Origin of the sequence: Pseudomonas sp. A-B-19, assembly GCF_019947515.1 — a bacterium.
In the GTDB taxonomy this organism is placed as follows: Bacteria; Pseudomonadota; Gammaproteobacteria; order Pseudomonadales; family Pseudomonadaceae; genus Aquipseudomonas.
Genome location: NZ_JAGYGN010000022.1, coordinates 1 through 13,888, shown reverse-complemented (window position 1 = coordinate 13,888; position 13,888 = coordinate 1). Strand labels below are relative to the sequence as shown.

Sequence of the window (13,888 nt, the reverse complement as noted above, 5' to 3'; positions counted from 1 at the left end):
TACCTTATGACCTCACCTAGTTCCCTGACCATCGAAGCCGGCCTGCAAGCCGAACAGGATCTGTTGGCCTCGGTCTGCGCCGGCGACGCGGAGTTCGGCCTGCTGTTCTGGCAGCCGAGCGATCGGGCGCTGGTCATGCCGCGCCGTTTGAATCGCTTGCCAGACTTTGAATCCGCATGTGAAGTATCGGCGGCGGCAGGCTGGCCAGTGCTGTTGCGTGAAACCGGTGGCGAGCCAGTGCCGCAATCGGCCTCAACGATCAATATCGCATTGGTATATGCGCCGCCGCGCAGCGAAGGGGATCTGAATCGCATCGAAACCGGTTACCGCCGTTTGTGCGATCCCATTTGTCAGCTGCTGGATGAGTTGGGTGGCACTTCATCCCTGGGAGAAATCGAAGGCGCTTTCTGTGACGGTCGCTTCAACGTCAACCTCGATGGACGCAAAATGGTCGGCACCGCCCAGCGCTGGCGCCAGAGTCAGGGTGGGCAGCGACCGGTAGGACTGGTGCACGGAGCGATGTTGATCGATAACGAGCGAGCGTCAATGGTCGCCGCGGTCAATCGTTTCAACGAGGCCTGTGGTCTGGAGCAACGCGTACGCGCCGCAAGTCACATCGCGTTGCATGAGAAGTTCGCCGCCCCCGATGCACCGGCACGTCTGGACGAACTCTACCGGTTGATGCTGGCGCAGATGTTCAGCGGCTAGGTTTTCGGGCTTATCGCGTACCGAAGACCACCATGGTCTTGCCTTTGACGTCCACCAGGTTGCGTTCTTCCAGATCCTTGAGCACGCGACCGACCATCTCCCGGGAACAGCCGACAATCCGCCCGATTTCCTGACGGGTCACCTTGATTTGCATGCCGTCGGGGTGGGTCATGGCGTCAGGCTGTTTGCACAGCTCCAGCAGACAGCGGGCAACGCGGCCGGTCACGTCAAAAAATGCCAGGTCACCGACCTTGCGTGTGGTGTTGCGCAGGCGCTGTGCGATTTGTCCGCTGAGCACGTAAAGAATGTCCGGATTCAGCAGGGATAACTCGCGGAATTTCGCGTAGCTGATTTCCGCAACCTCGCATTCAACCTTGGCCCGCACCCAGGCGCTGCGCTCCTGCTCCAGGCCGGCTTGCTCAAACAGGCCCAGCTCGCCGAAAAAGTCCCCGGCGTTCAGGTAAGAAATGATCATTTCCCGGCCGTCGTCATCTTCAATCAGGATGGTGACTGAGCCTTTGATGATGAAGAACAGCGTTTCCGAGCGGTCGCCGGCACAAATGATGTTGCTCTTGGCCTGATAACGGCGGCGCTGGCAATGCATCAGCAGCTTGTCGAGGTTCTTGATCCTGGGGGTGGGGGCAATAGCAACCATGGTTGTATCCCGAAAAGACTGCACGGTGTGTTTGGTTTTTTATGAATAACGAACGCTGGGATAAAGCTGGCCATGCGCCATCGAATTGGCGCCAGCTTAACAGACACTTCCCGAAATATTCGAGCATTTACCTACAAGGCGGTGGGATATCTCCCAAGACGCCAGGCGCTGTCAATCACGGGGCCTGTGCTAAGCTGGCGACCCTTTTTATACAGTGGAGTCTTGGCGATGAAGGCACGCATCCAATGGGCTGGCGAAGCCATGTTCCTCGGCGAATCCGGTAGCGGTCATGTCGTGGTCATGGACGGTCCGCCCGATGCCGGCGGACGTAACCTGGGTGTCCGGCCGATGGAAATGCTGCTGCTGGGTGTCGGCGGCTGCAGCAATTTCGATGTGGTCAGCATCCTCAAGAAGTCCCGCCAGGCGGTCGAAAGCTGTGAAGCTTTCCTTGAAGCCGAGCGCGCGACCGAAGATCCAAAGGTGTTCACCAGGATCCACATGCACTTTGTGGTCAAGGGGCGCGGGCTGAAAGAAGCCCAGGTCAAGCGTGCCATCGAATTGTCTGCCGAGAAGTATTGCTCGGCCTCGATCATGCTCGGCGCGGCAGGCGTGGCAATTACCCACGACTATGAAATCATCGAGCTCGGTTGAATCGACATTCAACTATCATAAAAGCAGTGCAGACTCTGGCGAACACAAGCTGACCTCTGCATAATGCGCCACTTTTTTCAGGGTAGTGGCCCGTCGGCAGACAGGCCTCGCACCCGAACAGACAACCAAAATCGCCATCGCGAAGAGGTGTTAACCGTCCTACGCAGGTGCGTTGTTCGCATCTGACGGGCATGCTTGATCACGCGGCCGGGCCGCAAACACATAGAGAGTTTTTAACGGTGAAAAGCAAACTCAAGCTCCACGGGTTCAATAACCTGACAAAGACCTTGAGCTTCAACATCTATGACATCTGCTACGCGGAAACCCCGCAAGACCAGCAGGCTTACGTCGAGTACATCAATAAAGAGTACAACGCGAAACGCCTGACGCAGATCCTCACGGAAGTTGTCGATATCATTGGTGCCAACATCCTGAACATCGCCAGTCAGGACTATGAGCCGCAGGGCGCCAGCGTCACGATCCTGATCTCCGAAGAGCCGGTAACCCCGACCGACAGTCAGATCGAAGAATCCCCGGGCCCGCTGCCTGAAATCATTCTTGCTCACCTCGACAAGAGCCACATCACGGTGCACACCTACCCGGAAATCCATCCGGTCAGCGGTATTGCAACCTTCCGTGTGGACATCGACGTGTCGACTTGCGGGGTCATTTCACCGCTCAAGGCGCTCAACTTCCTGATTCACCAGTTCGATTCGGACATCGTGACCGTGGACTACCGTGTGCGCGGCTTCACCCGTGACGTTGAAGGCAAAAAACACTTCATCGACCATGAGATCAATTCGATCCAGAACTACCTTTCCGAAGACACTTACGACGCGTACCAGATGACCGACGTGAACGTGTACCAGGAAAACCTGTTCCACACCAAGATGCTGCTGAAGAACTTCGAACTGGATAACTACCTGTTCGGCGACGCCACCAGCAACCTGTCCTCTGAGCAACGCGCCCAGGTGACCGAGCGGGTGAAACACGAAATGCTCGAAATCTTCTACGCGCGCAACATGGCGTAAGATTCATCGAACACAAAAAAGGCGACTCCCTCACGGCAGTCGCCTTTTTTTATTCTGACTGGCTCTTGTAGGAGCAAGCTTGCTCGCGATGGACGCCAACGATAACGTTTGATTTCTGGATGACGTGTCGCCTTCAGGTCTTTCGCGAGCAAGCTCGCTCCTACAAAAAAATGCAGTCAGATCCGATAGGTACTCTTGGTCATCACCTTGGCCATCAAACTCATCCCGAACTTCACTGGTGCCGGAAAGCGGAACCCGCCTGCCTCCAGCGCACTTTCGGCATGCTGTTCTTCATCGATGCGCATCTGCTCAAGAATCGCCCGGGATTTTTCATCCTCGGCCGGCAATTGCTCCAGATGTTCATTCAGGTGTTTGCACACCTGGTCTTCCGTTGCCGCCACGAACCCCAGGCTGACTTTATCGCTGATCAGGCCGGCCACCGCGCCAATCCCGAACGACATGCCATAAAACAGCGGATTGAGGATGCTGGTGTGGCTACCCAGTTGATGGATGCGTTGTTCGCACCAGACCAGGTGATCGATTTCTTCTTCGGCGGCATGCTCCATTGCAGCACGCACTTGCGGCAGCCTGGCGGTCAGCGCCTGCCCCTGGTACAGCGCCTGGGCGCAGACTTCGCCGGTATGGTTGATGCGCATCAGACCGGCAACGTGGCGCGTGTCTTCGTCGCTCATTTTCGCATCCGGCTGCACGATGGCGGGTGACGGACGGTACGGCTGGCCGCTGAAGGGCAGCAGGGTACGCATCGCAGCATCGGCTTGCAGCAGCAGGCGGTCAATCGGCGAGTAGTGACGTTGGGTAGTCATGCTGACCTCCGGGGGGATTTCGGTGGCCAGTTTAACCCAATCGGCCGGGGGATGGTTTGCGCTGGGTCAGTCATCCCTGTAGGAGCTGGCTTGCCAGCGAACAAAGCGACGCGGTTAACCTGATTCAGCGCGCTATCGTTCTTCGCTGGCAAGCCAGCTCCTACAGGGTGGGGTGGTCAATCAGCCCGGCGGCCAGTGCATCTGGCGCTGACCCAGCACGTGCATATGAATGTGGTAGACAGTTTGCCCGCCTTCTTCATTGCAGTTCATGACGACGCGGAAACCTTTTTCGCAGCCCAGTTCCAGTGCCAGACGCTGGGCGGTGAACAGAATATGCCCGGCCAGCGCCTTGTCGTCCTCGGTCAGGTCGTTCAAGGTGCGAACCGGTTTTTTCGGGACCACCAGGAAATGTACTGGCGCCTGTGGGGCAATGTCGTGGAAGGCCAGTACCTGGTCGTCCTCGTAAATGATCTTCGCCGGGATTTCCCGGTTGATGATCTTGGTGAACAGAGTATCCACAGCTGTTTTCTCCGTTGTTTGGGCTGGGCTGAGTGTACTCATGGCGTATGCCTGCGCCCAGCCTTTTACCTTGGGTTGGATCAGCGCGGGCAGTACGCCTTGTTGATCATGCCGGCGATGGTGCGCGTCAGCCAGCGCGAGCCGAGCCGCGGCAGGAAGGCGAGCCAGCGGTTGCGGCGCCCGGGAATAATGATCGCTTTATTCTTTTCCAGTGCGCGCACGGTGTAGAGCGCCACTTCCTCGGGGCTCATCAGCAGTTTGCTGTTGGTCAGTTTTTCGCTGTCGAGTTGCGCGGTGCGAAAAAACGCCGTGCGGGTCGGTCCGGGGCAGAGCACCGAAACCTTGATTGCACATTTTTTCAGCTCGACGCGCAATCCTTCGGAAAAGTGCAGCACATACGCCTTGCTGGCGTAATAGCTACTCATCCACGGTCCGGGTTGAAACGCCGCTACCGAGGCCACATTCAGAATCTGCCCGCCGCCTTGCAGGGCCATGCTGTTGCCGATGGCGTGGCACAGGCGGGTGAGGGCGAGGATGTTCACTTCGATCAGGTCTTGCTCGGTCATCCAGTCCTGGGCCAGAAACGGGCCGCAGGTACCGATACCGGCACAATTGACCAGCAGATCGATCTGCCGGTCGCCTTCTTCCAGCTCCAGCAGGAATCCGGACAGGCGCAGCGGCTCGCCCAGGTCACAGGCACGGAACAACACTTCCACGCCGAACCTTTGGGTCAGTTCAATCGCAATACTTTCCAGCTGATCACGTTGTCGGGCCACCAGAATCAGGCTGCGGCCGCGCCGGGCCAGCGCTTCGGCCATCGCCAGGCCGATGCCGCTGGAGGCGCCAGTGATCAGAGCGTAACGGGTCATGCAGTTCTCCATCGCAACAGCTCCGCGCCGCGACGCAGGTGTCACGGGCCAGGAGCGCTGTTCATTCTTTCGCAGAGTCTACAGGGGGCTGGGCCTCTTCGGCTGCATCGTCGGTGGAATTTGGCGCCGGATCGACCTCGACGTCGATTTCATCGGTGGTGACAGAACTGCTCTCGTAGCTGCTCTGGGCGGCGTTTTCGTATCCTTCCCGTATCGCCGTGAGACCACCGGCCAGCGAGCCGAATAGAACCAGCGCGATAACGATCAGCCACAGCGAAGACAATACCTTGACCGCGGTACTGTTCGGCGCGGGCGGCGGGCCGTAGCGGTTGGCGGTGTCGTTGCCCGGTATGACCATGATCACGAACGGAAAGAAACTGCCAACGAACGGCACCAGGTTCAGCAGCCACAGCCAGCCGGACCAGCCGACATCGTGCAAGCGTTGAACAGTGAACTGGATGCTGACGAATACAAATCCGACGAACAGGATCAAGGCCAGCAAGCTGCCCAATATCAGGCCGGCGGTCGAATCCGCGCCGATGAGAGCCAGGGCGATCAAGGCAAACACCCCGCAAACTGCCAGGAGTACAGTTGACAGCACCAGCGTCCAGGCGAGGTAACGCAAGCGACCGATACGGCCATCGAAGCTGAAGGGCTTGAGCGTGGCGAATTCCGCCACGGCTTCGCCGACGGGGGCGCGAGGCGGCGCGTAAGGGGACTGCGGATCTGCCTGGGCAGCCTGGCTACTGGCCGAGGGGTGGTCGTGAACGTCGGCGAGGTTCAGCTCGATCGGCGTCTCGGCTTCGATGCGGGCGTCGATACCGGTTTTGCTCAGCGCCTGGAGATAGGTCTGGGCATCGGCTTGCGACAGGTTGCGTTTGAGCGCTACCGGACGTCCGGTGAACAGGCGCTCGATGGCTGAGACATCACTTTTGAACAACTCGGCGAGATTGAGCTTTGCCGTGGTGATGTCGACACCGGGCAGCAAGGCACCCTCGAATACTATCTTGAAATGGTTTTCGCCCATGTGCGAAGCATCCTTGTCGCGAGAGGTTGAAAAAAGAGTGTTGTGCCTGGGCCAGTGTAAGGCCAGCCGGGAAAGACTGGCCAAGGTTTGCTGTCAGCGCGGCCAGCGTTTGGTCAACTGGGCGGCCTGCTCCAGGGCCGTGCGGTACTCCGCGTCGAGACGTGTAATCAACTGCTCGACACTCGGCAAGTCTTCGATTTCTCCCACACCCTGGCCTGCGGACCAAACGGTTTTCCAGGCTTTGGCCTCATCGCTCACGGGCTTGAGCCTGGAGCCGAAGTTGACCTCGCCCTTGCCTTGCAAGGCGGCCATGTCGAAACCGGCGGCCTCCAGGCTCTGGCGCATGAAGCTCGCGGGGACACCTGACACGGCTGGAGTATGGATGATGTCTGCCGCTTTGGATGTCAGCAGCATTTCTTTGTAGGCGTCAGGTGCGTGACTTTCGGTCGTGCCGATAAATCGTGTACCAAAGTAGGCCAAATCCGCGCCGAGCAGTTGGGCGGCAAGAATTTCGTGACCGTGGTTCAAGCAGCCGGCCAGCAACAAGGTCTTGTCGAAGAACTGGCGGATTTCGGCAATCAGGGAGAACGGGCTCCAGGTCCCTGCGTGTCCACCGGCGCCGGCGGCCACGGCGATCAATCCATCTACGCCGGCTTCGGCCGCTTTCTCTGCATGACGACGAGTTGTCACATCATGGAATACCAGGCCGCCGTAACTGTGGACCGCGTCGACCAGTTCTTTCACGGCACCTAGACTGGTGATCACGATCGGTACTTTGTGTTCGACGCAGATTTGCAGATCCGCCTGTAAACGAGGATTGCTGTTGTGAACGATCAGGTTCACGGCGTAAGGCGCGGGGGTTTTCAGTGTCGCCAGCCCGGCTTCGATTTCTTCCAGCCAGGCCTTGAATCCGCTGCTTTCGCGCTGGTTAAGCGCCGGAAAGCTGCCGACCACGCCCTGGCGACAACAGGCCAGTACCAATTGCGGATTGGAAATCAGGAACATCGGCGCTGCCACTACAGGCAGACGCAAGCTTTGTTCGAGCAGAGCGGGCAGCGACATTGGAAGTACCCCGGTGAGTTGTGCCTGTTGGATTTAGAACGGCCGAACGACGACCAGAATTACGATTGCCAGCAATATCAGAACCGGAACCTCATTGAACCAGCGATAAAAGACATGGCTGCGGGTGTTTTCGCCACGGGCAAAACGTTTTACCTGCGCGCCGCACATGTGGTGGTAGCCGATCAGAATCACCACTAGCGTCAGCTTGGCGTGCATCCAGCCACCCTGAGTGAAATACGCACTCGGGTTGAGGCTTATCAGCCAGCCGCCGAAGATCAGCGTAGCGATCATTGCCGGGCCCATGATGCCGCGGTACAGCTTGCGCTCCATGATGCTGAAGCGTTCCTTGCTGATCTTGTCTTCACTTTGTGCGTGATAAACGAACAGGCGTGGCAGGTAGAACAGGCCGGCAAACCAGCACACGACGCTGATGATGTGAAGCGCTTTGAGCCACAGATAGAGCATTTTTTGTTATTCCAGGATTCACGTTAGCCGCAATAGTAGAGGCTTGACGCTCCGCACGTCACCTTGGCGGTTGTCGCAGGCGCGCGCGGCCCCTATTATCGACGGCTTTCCAGTGGGTTCGTTGAGGGCAGGTTTATGGTCAAGGTCGGTATCGTCGGCGGCACGGGTTACACCGGTGTCGAACTGCTGCGTCTGTTGGCGCAACATCCGCAAGCTGAGGTGGTTGTCATCACTTCCCGATCCGAGGCTGGCCTTGCCGTGGCCGACATGTACCCGAACCTGCGCGGCCACTACGATGGCCTGGCGTTCAGCGTTCCGGACATCAAGACCCTGGGTGCCTGCGATGTGGTGTTCTTCGCCACACCGCACGGTGTTGCCCACGCCCTGGCGGGCGAACTGCTGGCGGCCGGGACCAAGGTCATCGACCTGTCGGCCGACTTCCGTTTGCAGGATGCGGATGAATGGGCCAAGTGGTACGGCCAGCCGCACGGTGCACCGCAGTTGCTGGATGAGGCGGTCTATGGCTTGCCGGAAGTCAATCGCGAGCAGATCAAGAAAGCACGACTGATTGCAGTGCCGGGCTGCTACCCAACTGCAACGCAATTGGGTTTCCTGCCATTGCTCGAAGCCGGCCTGGCCGATACTGCGCATCTGATTGCTGACTGCAAATCCGGTGTCAGCGGTGCCGGTCGTGGTGCTTCCGTAGGCTCGCTGTACTCCGAGACATCGGAAAGCATGAAGGCCTATGCGGTCAAAGGGCACCGTCATTTGCCGGAAATCCGCCAGGGCCTGCGTCGTGCGGCAGGCAAGGACGTCGGCCTGACCTTCGTTCCGCACCTGACACCGATGATTCGTGGCATTCACTCCACGCTCTACGCAACCGTTGTTGATCGCTCGGTGGATCTGCAGGCGCTGTTTGAAAAGCGTTATGCCAACGAACCGTTCGTCGATGTGATGCCTGCCGGCAGCCACCCGGAGACGCGTAGCGTACGGGGCGCCAACGTCTGCCGTATCGCGGTGCATCGCCCTCAGGATGGCGAGCTGGTGGTTGTGCTGTCGGTGATCGACAACCTGGTCAAGGGCGCGTCGGGTCAGGCCGTGCAGAACATGAACATTCTGTTCGGGCTGGATGAGCGTCTGGGCCTGTCCCACGCAGGCATGCTGCCGTAAGCTTTATCGCGTACAGCAAAAGGCCCGTCTGACGGGCCTTTTTGCATTGTGGGCCGGCGATTGGATTGGTTGATATACCATAACAATAGTTGACCGCTTTTCTAGGAGAAGCGGATAATGCGCGTCATCACGCAATATGACGGCGTAACGCCGGGAGATAGTCAGCATGAGCGTCGAATCCTTCACCCCCACGGCTTTGCAATTCACCCATGGTGCCGCGCACAAGGTGAAGAGCCTGGTCGATGAAGAGGGGAATGATCGCTTGAAGCTGCGCGTATTCGTTACGGGCGGCGGTTGTTCAGGTTTTCAGTACGGCTTCACCTTCGATGAAGAAGTGGCCGATGACGACACCATCGTCGAGCGCGAAGGTGTGAGTCTGGTGGTCGATCCGATGAGCTTCCAGTACCTGGCGGGTGCCGAGGTGGACTATCAGGAAGGTCTGGAAGGTTCGCGTTTCGTCATCAAGAACCCGAATGCGACCACCACCTGTGGCTGCGGTTCTTCGTTCTCGATCTGATCAGCGTACCTGTTTCACAGAACGCCGCACGGCCTCAAGGTCTTGCGGCGTTTTGCTGTGTGGAGGATTTATGCGGGGTAGATGGCGCCCAGTACGCGCAAGCCGCGGGCACCGGTAACGCTCGGACGGTTGGCCGCAATACCTTCGAGGCAACAATGAGCCAGCCACGCGAAGGCCATGGCTTCGACCCAGTCAGGGTCTACGCCGTAGGTGGCAGTGCTGCTGACACTGGCGTTTGGCAGTAGGTTGGCCAGGCGGTTCATCAACGTGGTGTTGTGGGCGCCGCCGCCGCAGACCAGTAGTTCCTGCGTGTCTGCCTGGGCGCTTTGCAGTGATTCGATGATGGTCAGCGCGGTCAGCTCAAGCAGCGTCGCCTGAACATCTTCGGCGGCGTAGGCTGGCAGTTGTGCCAGGTGCTGTGTCAGCCAAGGCAGGTTGAATACTTCACGTCCGGTACTCTTCGGGCCCTTGGTTACAAAAAACGGATCGCTGAGCAGTTCATTCAATAGAGTCGGTTCAACCTTGCCGCTGGCGGCCCATTGGCCGTCGCGGTCATAGTTGTCGCCACGTTGCTGATGAATCCAGGCGTCCAACAGGACATTGCCCGGGCCGCAGTCGAAGCCGGCGACCGGCTTGCCGGGCTCGATAAGGCTCAGGTTGCTGAATCCACCGATGTTCAGCACGGCACGATTACCGGGACGCTCTTCAAACAGGGCTTCGTGAAAGGCGGGAACCAATGGTGCGCCTTGTCCGCCGGCAGCGACGTCGCGGCTGCGGAAGTCGCTGACCACGGTGATGCCGGTCAGCTCTGTCAGAAGGGCCGGGTTGCCAATCTGCACGGTGAAACCGCGTGCCGGTTCGTGGCGGATGGTCTGGCCATGGCTGCCAATCGCACGAATATCGTCAGGCTTCAGTTGCTGCTGAGCGAGAAGGGTATGAATCCCTTGGGCTGCCAGTTTCACCCAGTTCTGCTGGGCGATGGCGGAGCGGGCGATTTCGTCCGGGCCGCTGGCGCACAAGCCGAGCAGCTCGGCGCGCAGGGAATCGGGCATCGGGATGTAGTGAGAGGCGATCAGCCTTATCGCCGGGGCTTGCTCGACCAGTGCGATGTCCAGACCATCAAGGCTGGTTCCGGACATCACTCCTATATAGAACGCCATGACTTAGCGCTTGCTCGAAGCCAGCAGAGTGGCTTTTTCCTGTTCCATGCGTGCCATCAGTGGCTGGCTTTGGGCGAGGAAGCGCGGGCGTTCGGCCTTGGCAATCGGATCGGCCATTGGCAGTTTCTGGCCCAGCGGGTCAACGTGCACACCATTGACCTGGAACTCGTAATGCAGGTGTGGCCCGGTGGAGAGGCCGGTGGTGCCGATATAACCGATCACCTGGCCCTGTTTCACCGTGCCGCCAGTCTTCACGCCTTTGGCGAAGCCTTGCATGTGGCCATAGAGCGTAGTGTAGGTATTGCCGTGCTGGAGGACCACGGTATTGCCGTAGCCGCCACGGCGACCGGCCAGCAAAACCTTGCCATCACCGGCTGCCTTGATCGGCGTGCCGCGCGGGGCTGCGTAGTCGACGCCTTTGTGGGCGCGGATCTTGTTCAGGATCGGGTGTTTGCGGCCCATGGAAAATTTCGAGCTGATGCGGGCGAAATCCACTGGTGTACGGATGAACGCCTTGCGCATGCTGTTGCCGTCAGCGGTGTAGTAGCTGCTGTTGCCTTGTTTGTTGGTGTAGCGCACGGCGGTGTAGGTCTTGCCGCGGTTGGTGAAGCGTGCCGACAGGATCGGGCCAGTGCCGACGGCCTTGCCGTTGACCACCTTCTGCTCGTAGATCACGTCGAACTCGTCGCCCTGGCGAATATCCTGAGCGAAGTCCACGTCGTAGCCAAACACACTGGCCATGTCCATGGTCAGGCTATGAGACAGGCCGGCCCTGGCTGCGGACTGCGACAGCGAGCTGTTGATCACGCCATGAACATACGCGGAGCGCACGGTCGGTTTGGCGGTAATGCGATTGAAGGTGTAGCCCTTGTCGTTCCTGGTCAGGCTGATGCTTTCGAGATCGTTGAGCTTGCTGTGCAAGTTGGTCAACTGACCGTCAGGACTCAGTTCGAATTCGAGTTTTTGCCCGTGCTTGAGCTGGCTGAACTGCTTGGCCTGCTTGTCGCTGGCCAGTATTTCATGCACCGAGGTGGCTGGGAGGCCGACCTTCTCGAACAGTGTAGAGAGGGTGTCACCCTTGGTGACGATCACTTCCCTGTGGCTTGCCGGCTTCTTTTCTTCGACGACCGGCACCGGCACAGGTTCGGCTTGAGCGGTTTCCTGGGTATCTTCGGCGCTGTTGTCAATCTGCGCGAAGGGGGAGGTTGCCGGTTCATTTGTGGCTTGAACGGCGTCAGCAGCGTCTTGATCTTGTGTCAGTTGTTCAGCAGGACTTTCCAGTTCAAGACTCAGGGTCGTCTTTTTGGCTTCAACATCGCTGGAAGGGAATACCAGGAGCGCCAGGCTGAGAAGGGCGGCGATGCCACTTGCGGCAAGCAAGTGGGTCTTCGGGTAAAGCGGCGGCGCTTTAGACGATTCTGTGGTCATAAGTGGTTTTGACTTTGAAAAAGATGAATTGGAAAAGATGAATGACATGATGAAGATGAAATAACTGTATAAAATATAACCAAATCATCTCTGAAGCAAGTCCACAGGCACTCTGTCTGCGGATTGGCGTCCGTGCGCCGGGCAAACCTTGTATTTGACGCGCGATCTTGTATGGTTGGTTCCCTTTGAATCTGAGCCTTGCAGGTTGGTTATGAAGTCGGTTGAAGAGCAGCTAGCGCTGATCAAACGTGGTGCGGAAGAACTGTTGGTCGAGTCCGAGCTGATTGAAAAGCTCAAGCGTGGCCAGCCGCTACGTATTAAGGCAGGCTTCGATCCAACGGCTCCGGATCTGCACTTGGGTCACACCGTGCTTATCAATAAGCTGCGTCAGTTCCAGGAGCTGGGGCATCAGGTGATCTTCCTCATCGGTGACTTCACCGGGATGATCGGCGATCCAAGCGGCAAGAGTGCCACGCGCCCACCCCTCACTCGCGAGCAGGTCCTCGAGAACGCCGAGACCTACAAGACTCAGGTCTTCAAGATTCTGGATCCGGCAAAGACCGAAGTGGCATTCAACTCCACCTGGATGGATCAGATGGGGCCGGCCGACTTCATTCGCCTGACTTCGCAGTACACCGTGGCTCGCATGCTCGAGCGCGATGACTTCGACAAGCGATACACGACCAATCAGCCAATCGCCATCCATGAGTTCCTCTATCCGCTGGTTCAGGGTTATGACTCGGTAGCTCTGCGCGCAGACGTCGAGCTCGGCGGCACCGATCAGAAGTTCAACTTGCTGATGGGGCGTGAGCTGCAGCGTGGTTATGGTCAGGAAGCCCAGTGCATTTTGACCATGCCGCTGCTTGAAGGTCTGGATGGCGTGAAGAAGATGTCCAAGTCTCTGGGCAACTACGTCGGTATCCAGGAGGCGCCGGGTGTGATGTACGGCAAGCTGGTTTCCATTCCGGATGCGCTGATGTGGCGTTACTTCGAGTTGCTCAGCTTCCGTTCCATGGATGAGATCAATGCTTTCCGTGCTGATGTGGAGTCGGGTGCCAATCCGCGCGACATCAAGATCAAGCTGGCTGAAGAGATCGTTGCGCGTTTCCATGGTGAGGAAGCTGCGGCCAATGCTCATCGTGCAGCTGGTAACCGTATGAAGGATGGCGAGCTGCCGGATGATCTGCCAGAAATCGAGTTGACCGCTGCCGAGGATATGCCGATTGCAGCTGTCCTGAATAAGGCGGGCCTGGTGAAGAACTCTGCCGTGGCGCGGGATCTTCTCGGTTCCGGTGGTGTACGTATAGATGGTGAGGTGGTCGATCGCACCTTTATATATGCGCTGGGCGCGACCCATGTTTGCCAGGCCGGTAAGAAGGCATTTGCGCGTATTACGCTCAAGGCTGAATAAAGTTGAAATAAAGTGTTGACGGCGAATTCCAGAGGCCTATAATTCGCCCCACTTCCGGCGCAGTCGAAACGGAAAACTCCTTGGTAAACAACGAGTTACGCAGTTTTCGGCAGCAGGTTGCTTCAGGTCATCGAAGCCAAAAGGAAGTTGAAAAAGAGGTGTTGACAACAGCGAGTAACGCTGTAGAATTCGCCTCCCGCTGATGAGAGATCTGAAGCGCAAGTGGTTGAAGTTGTTAAGGAAATCCTTGAAAGCTTCTTAAAAAATCACTTGACAGCAAATGAGGCTGCTGTAGAATGCGCGCCTCGGTTGAGACGAAAGCTCTTAACCAACCGCTCTTTAACAACTGAATCAAGCAATTCGTGTGGGTGCTTGTGGAGTCAGACTGCTA

15 protein-coding genes are annotated in these 13,888 nt (G+C 58.0%); 6 read left to right on the top strand and 9 right to left on the bottom strand.

The annotated features are described in order from the left end of the window. Nucleotides 1–6 precede the first annotated feature (6 nt). Entirely contained in the window at nucleotides 7–708 is a 702-nt protein-coding gene (locus KGA81_RS21810) for a biotin/lipoate A/B protein ligase family protein (protein WP_223548327.1), read from the top strand. 10 nt (nucleotides 709–718) lie between these two features. Here KGA81_RS21810 and crp read toward each other — a convergent pair whose 3' ends face one another. Continuing rightward, nucleotides 719–1,363: a cAMP-activated global transcriptional regulator CRP gene (gene crp / locus KGA81_RS21805; RefSeq protein ID WP_223548325.1), complete on the bottom strand. Its 645-nt coding sequence runs from the start codon at nucleotides 1,361–1,363 to the stop codon at nucleotides 719–721. 228 nt (nucleotides 1,364–1,591) lie between these two features. Between crp and KGA81_RS21800 the strand changes: the two genes are divergently transcribed. Then, complete coding sequence (locus KGA81_RS21800; RefSeq protein WP_007994936.1) at nucleotides 1,592–2,014, top strand: OsmC family protein; 423 nt, start codon at nucleotides 1,592–1,594, stop codon at nucleotides 2,012–2,014. A gap of 239 nt (nucleotides 2,015–2,253) precedes the next feature. Beyond that, nucleotides 2,254–3,045 (top strand): adenosylmethionine decarboxylase, encoded by a 792-nt coding sequence (speD, locus tag KGA81_RS21795; protein ID WP_057396317.1) that lies wholly within the window; start codon nucleotides 2,254–2,256, stop codon nucleotides 3,043–3,045. A 176-nt stretch (nucleotides 3,046–3,221) separates the two neighbouring features. Here the strand turns inward: speD and coq7 are convergent, their stop codons facing one another. The 6 genes from coq7 to hemJ form a co-directional block, all read right to left on the bottom strand. Further along, entirely contained in the window at nucleotides 3,222–3,869 is a 648-nt protein-coding gene (coq7, locus tag KGA81_RS21790; RefSeq protein WP_007980187.1) for a 2-polyprenyl-3-methyl-6-methoxy-1,4-benzoquinone monooxygenase, read from the bottom strand. A 180-nt stretch (nucleotides 3,870–4,049) separates the two neighbouring features. Next, nucleotides 4,050–4,388: a histidine triad nucleotide-binding protein gene (locus KGA81_RS21785; RefSeq protein ID WP_007986008.1), complete on the bottom strand. Its 339-nt coding sequence runs from the start codon at nucleotides 4,386–4,388 to the stop codon at nucleotides 4,050–4,052. A gap of 80 nt (nucleotides 4,389–4,468) precedes the next feature. Further along, entirely contained in the window at nucleotides 4,469–5,257 is a 789-nt protein-coding gene (locus KGA81_RS21780; RefSeq protein ID WP_223548322.1) for an SDR family NAD(P)-dependent oxidoreductase, read from the bottom strand. 61 nt (nucleotides 5,258–5,318) lie between these two features. Next, entirely contained in the window at nucleotides 5,319–6,284 is a 966-nt protein-coding gene (locus KGA81_RS21775) for a DUF805 domain-containing protein (protein WP_223548320.1), read from the bottom strand. 93 nt (nucleotides 6,285–6,377) lie between these two features. Then, nucleotides 6,378–7,346 (bottom strand): NAD(P)H-dependent flavin oxidoreductase, encoded by a 969-nt coding sequence (locus KGA81_RS21770; RefSeq protein WP_223548318.1) that lies wholly within the window; start codon nucleotides 7,344–7,346, stop codon nucleotides 6,378–6,380. Nucleotides 7,347–7,379: 33 nt separating this feature from the next. Beyond that, nucleotides 7,380–7,811 carry a protoporphyrinogen oxidase HemJ gene (hemJ, locus tag KGA81_RS21765; RefSeq protein ID WP_223548316.1) on the bottom strand — a complete coding sequence of 144 codons (432 nt, stop codon included), beginning with the start codon at nucleotides 7,809–7,811 and terminating at the stop codon, nucleotides 7,380–7,382. Between the two features lie 135 nt (nucleotides 7,812–7,946). Between hemJ and argC the strand changes: the two genes are divergently transcribed. Beyond that, on the top strand, nucleotides 7,947–8,981 hold the full coding sequence (gene argC, locus KGA81_RS21760) for an N-acetyl-gamma-glutamyl-phosphate reductase (RefSeq protein ID WP_223548314.1): 1,035 nt from the start codon (nucleotides 7,947–7,949) through the stop codon (nucleotides 8,979–8,981). Between the two features lie 166 nt (nucleotides 8,982–9,147). Further along, nucleotides 9,148–9,498, top strand: a complete 351-nt coding sequence (gene erpA, locus KGA81_RS21755) for an iron-sulfur cluster insertion protein ErpA (protein WP_007906865.1) — start codon at nucleotides 9,148–9,150, stop codon at nucleotides 9,496–9,498. Between the two features lie 68 nt (nucleotides 9,499–9,566). Here erpA and KGA81_RS21750 read toward each other — a convergent pair whose 3' ends face one another. Both KGA81_RS21750 and KGA81_RS21745 read right to left on the bottom strand, forming a co-directional pair. Further along, nucleotides 9,567–10,658, bottom strand: a complete 1,092-nt coding sequence (locus KGA81_RS21750) for an anhydro-N-acetylmuramic acid kinase (protein ID WP_223548311.1) — start codon at nucleotides 10,656–10,658, stop codon at nucleotides 9,567–9,569. Nucleotides 10,659–10,661: 3 nt separating this feature from the next. After that, nucleotides 10,662–12,086, bottom strand: coding sequence for a peptidoglycan DD-metalloendopeptidase family protein (locus KGA81_RS21745; RefSeq protein ID WP_223548309.1), 1,425 nt, complete (start codon nucleotides 12,084–12,086; stop codon nucleotides 10,662–10,664). Nucleotides 12,087–12,297: 211 nt separating this feature from the next. On the opposite strand from KGA81_RS21745, the gene tyrS reads away from it, so the two are divergent. Next, nucleotides 12,298–13,497 (top strand): tyrosine--tRNA ligase, encoded by a 1,200-nt coding sequence (gene tyrS / locus KGA81_RS21740; RefSeq protein WP_223548506.1) that lies wholly within the window; start codon nucleotides 12,298–12,300, stop codon nucleotides 13,495–13,497. Nucleotides 13,498–13,888 lie beyond the last annotated feature (391 nt).

Excerpts from the sequence above, each read along its gene's own strand:
- KGA81_RS21810 (WP_223548327.1), top strand. The coding sequence starts at position 7 with ATGACCTCACCTAGTTCCCTGACCATCGAAGCCGGCCTGCAAGCCGAA.
- crp (WP_223548325.1), bottom strand. The coding sequence starts at position 1,363 with ATGGTTGCTATTGCCCCCACCCCCAGGATCAAGAACCTCGACAAGCTG.
- KGA81_RS21800 (WP_007994936.1), top strand. The coding sequence starts at position 1,592 with ATGAAGGCACGCATCCAATGGGCTGGCGAAGCCATGTTCCTCGGCGAA.
- coq7 (WP_007980187.1), bottom strand. The coding sequence starts at position 3,869 with ATGACTACCCAACGTCACTACTCGCCGATTGACCGCCTGCTGCTGCAA.
- KGA81_RS21780 (WP_223548322.1), bottom strand. The coding sequence starts at position 5,257 with ATGACCCGTTACGCTCTGATCACTGGCGCCTCCAGCGGCATCGGCCTG.
- KGA81_RS21775 (WP_223548320.1), bottom strand. The coding sequence starts at position 6,284 with ATGGGCGAAAACCATTTCAAGATAGTATTCGAGGGTGCCTTGCTGCCC.
- KGA81_RS21770 (WP_223548318.1), bottom strand. The coding sequence starts at position 7,346 with ATGTCGCTGCCCGCTCTGCTCGAACAAAGCTTGCGTCTGCCTGTAGTG.
- hemJ (WP_223548316.1), bottom strand. The coding sequence starts at position 7,811 with ATGCTCTATCTGTGGCTCAAAGCGCTTCACATCATCAGCGTCGTGTGC.
- argC (WP_223548314.1), top strand. The coding sequence starts at position 7,947 with ATGGTCAAGGTCGGTATCGTCGGCGGCACGGGTTACACCGGTGTCGAA.
- erpA (WP_007906865.1), top strand. The coding sequence starts at position 9,148 with ATGAGCGTCGAATCCTTCACCCCCACGGCTTTGCAATTCACCCATGGT.
- KGA81_RS21750 (WP_223548311.1), bottom strand. The coding sequence starts at position 10,658 with ATGGCGTTCTATATAGGAGTGATGTCCGGAACCAGCCTTGATGGTCTG.
- KGA81_RS21745 (WP_223548309.1), bottom strand. The coding sequence starts at position 12,086 with ATGACCACAGAATCGTCTAAAGCGCCGCCGCTTTACCCGAAGACCCAC.
- tyrS (WP_223548506.1), top strand. The coding sequence starts at position 12,298 with ATGAAGTCGGTTGAAGAGCAGCTAGCGCTGATCAAACGTGGTGCGGAA.